The organism is Blautia caccae (genome assembly GCF_040095955.1).
Classification (GTDB): domain Bacteria; phylum Bacillota; class Clostridia; order Lachnospirales; family Lachnospiraceae; genus Blautia; species Blautia celeris.
On the sequence record NZ_JBBMFP010000057.1, the window covers coordinates 1 to 2,587 of the forward strand.

The 2,587-nt window shown below is 47.4% G+C and carries 5 protein-coding genes and 1 pseudogene; all 6 read left to right on the plus strand.

Features of this window, described 5'->3' with window-relative positions; translation table 11 throughout:
- Positions 1-225 (plus strand): hypothetical protein (locus tag WMO65_RS25950; protein WP_349064830.1); only part of this gene is annotated, 225 nt, incomplete at its 5' end.
- Positions 226-238: 13 nt separating this feature from the next.
- A complete protein-coding gene (locus WMO65_RS25955) occupies positions 239-655 on the plus strand; it encodes a single-stranded DNA-binding protein (protein ID WP_118594188.1) in 417 nt (138 codons plus the stop codon).
- A 25-nt stretch (positions 656-680) separates the two neighbouring features.
- Positions 681-1,082 (plus strand): YopX family protein, encoded by a 402-nt coding sequence (locus WMO65_RS25960; RefSeq protein WP_118594189.1) that lies wholly within the window; start codon positions 681-683, stop codon positions 1,080-1,082.
- A gap of 18 nt (positions 1,083-1,100) precedes the next feature.
- Entirely contained in the window at positions 1,101-1,277 is a 177-nt protein-coding gene (locus tag WMO65_RS25965) for a hypothetical protein (RefSeq protein ID WP_158587372.1), read from the plus strand.
- Positions 1,264-1,563 carry a hypothetical protein gene (locus WMO65_RS25970; protein WP_147398953.1) on the plus strand — a complete coding sequence of 100 codons (300 nt, stop codon included), beginning with the start codon at positions 1,264-1,266 and terminating at the stop codon, positions 1,561-1,563. The genes WMO65_RS25965 and WMO65_RS25970 overlap by 14 nt, the downstream gene beginning before the upstream one ends.
- A 469-nt stretch (positions 1,564-2,032) precedes the next feature.
- Positions 2,033-2,587, plus strand: a pseudogene (locus WMO65_RS25975) (hypothetical protein); the annotation flags it as partial.

Consider the following 2,587-nt stretch of genomic DNA (forward strand, 5'->3'; position numbering starts at 1 on the left):
GGGGGAAGGAGCATGGATGTAAAAAACAATGAAGGATACACCAATATCCCGGAAGCGGTAGCTGTCTTCCGCGTGGATCGGGAGCGTGAGCGTCTTGCCTGGATCAGGAGGAAGAGGGCAGGCCGGGCCATCTTTTTGGTAAAGCTTTTCCTGGACTTCATGGGATATGAAGTTGTTGGAAGGATATCCATAAAAGAACGGGAAACAGGGTGTACCTACAAATAGGAGGTTTTTGATCGTGAATAAAGTGATACTCATGGGAAGACTGACCAGGGATCCGGATATCCGGATCTCTGCAGGAGAAAAGGGGATGGCTGTCGGACGTTATACCCTGGCAGTTGACCGAAAATACAAGAGGGAGGGCGAAGCCACTGCAGACTTTATCAGCTGTATCTGCTTTGATAAAAAGGCGGAATTTGCAGAGAAATACTTCCGCCAGGGCACCCGTATAGCCGTAAGCGGCAGGATCCAGACCGGAAGTTACGTGAACCGGGAAGGAAAAAAGGTATATACGACGGATGTCATTGTAGAGGATCAGGAGTTTGCAGAGGGAAGACGTGCGCAGGAGGGGCAGCCGCCGGCAGAAGGGCCGGCACCTGCGGATGGCCTTCCGGACATCCCGGATGACATTGATGATGAGCTGCCATTTCGCTGATCGTTATGGGAAATGAGGAGTGTTTATGAACTATAGAATCTGGAATAAAGAATCAAAGAGCTGGGAAACAAAACAAACCGCTATCCGATCAAATGGGAGTTTGGTGCTCATCCAGGGATCCTGTCAGATATTAGAACCGGGAGACTACATCTTACAGTGGAGCACAGGCAGAATGGATATTACTGGCTTGGAAGTTTACGAAGGTGATGTGATAGAAAGCCATCTGGGAGGACATATCTTTGCATTAAATATGGTGGTGAAACAAGGAAGCTATCAGGCATATTGCCCAGTTGATAAACAGTATATGGATAACGTGGGCTTTTATGTATCCGCAAAAGGGCTCCCGGACATGCCACTGGGACCAGTAGAGGATTATGCAAAAGTGATCGGAAATATTCTGGAGAACCCAGAGTTGACAGAACTGTAGTGTACGAAGGAGAGAGTTATGGAAATCAGCAACAATTACAGAAGATTACATCATTTACCTTTACAAAGAAAGAGAAAAAAGGGGCAGGTCATTTCTTTGGCAGGGGTGGGGATGTCATTTTACAATAAATTAATGTTTTTACGGGAGTACAGATATTGTAAGAAAAGAAGGAAAAAAGGAAATGGAAGAGTATAAAAGATTATTCGATGTGTACTTGAGAATGGCAGTCAGGCTATATGATCCCCAAAGGCCATATGACAACCTGGAGGTGTGCTGCAGGCAATGTATACGACTCAGAGAGCAGCTATTGGGGATGTGCCAACTTCTGGAAGCAACAGGGGATATGACCATGGAAGAAGCAGAAAAAGAAAGTAAGAGGATCATCAGCGAATTTTCAACCATACGGCTTTTTCACGCATACATAGGGGAGGGCGAATGTTATGTCTATACAGAGTTTGCCCCGGTACGGGACACAGAATAAGGAAACGCCGTGGTATAAAATATACAAATGGAGGTGAAGGACTATGTATTTTATTCTTGTGCTGCTCCTGATCACAGTATCCGTATGGGTATCAGCCAGGAGAAGGAAACGAGAACAAGAACAGGCCTTGAAGGTAAAGTGACTGGAGGAATTCGCCAGGGCACTGCTGGACAGGCAGATAGAGCTCCTGAGCCAGGGGAAGCCGTTTTCCTGTACGACATTCGAGGTAGAGATATCAAAAGTTCTAAGGGACTGCCTGATCCACTGCCTGGCCGAGGGAAAGTGCACTCCGGGGGATGCATGGAAAGCGCATGGATGGTTAAGGGCAGAATTCCAGGATGAATTTCAAGAATTTGTTGATGATCAGGAAGAATGGGAACGAAGAAGGTATAAGCTCATGAAACCTGATCAGGATCAGTAAAAATCCCCTCTTGGGATAAACAGATACAGAAATGAAAAGGGGTATACTATGTCAGATATTTTCCGGATGGTCAAAAACAAAAACTATACAGTAATGAGCAACCATCACCTTCAGAACCCGAACCTTTCGTTAAAGGCCATGGGCCTGATGTCTAAGGTGCTGTCTCTTCCGGACGACTGGAAATACAGTGTCAAGGGGCTGGCAGCCTACTGCAGGGATGGATACGAGAGTGTCCGGACAGGCCTCAGCGAACTGGAGGCTGAGGGATATCTGGTCAGGCGGCAGATCCGGAATGACAGGGGACAGATACTCTGCACGGAGTATATCTTCCGTGAAAGTCCTGATATGGAGATCCCGGAGCTGGAGAGGGCAGCGATAGAAGAGACGGGGACAGAAGTGACAGAAGAGCCGGAAGGACCGGAAGGACCGGGAACAGAGCCCCTGGAGGAAAAAGAGGAGGCTCACGGAACCCGCATAAATACTGGATTTCTACCAGGATCGGAAAATCCGATCGTGGATAAAAAACGGGCAGCCTGCAAAGAAAAATTCATGGATGATCGAAAAAACAGCAGGGGAAGGGAATCACCAGGATCGGATTTTCCA

Coding starts and splice junctions, on each gene's coding strand:
- WMO65_RS25960 (WP_118594189.1), top strand. CDS start 681: ATGAACTATAGAATCTGGAATAAAGAATCAAAGAGCTGGGAAACAAAA.
- WMO65_RS25965 (WP_158587372.1), top strand. CDS start 1,101: ATGGAAATCAGCAACAATTACAGAAGATTACATCATTTACCTTTACAA.
- WMO65_RS25970 (WP_147398953.1), top strand. CDS start 1,264: ATGGAAGAGTATAAAAGATTATTCGATGTGTACTTGAGAATGGCAGTC.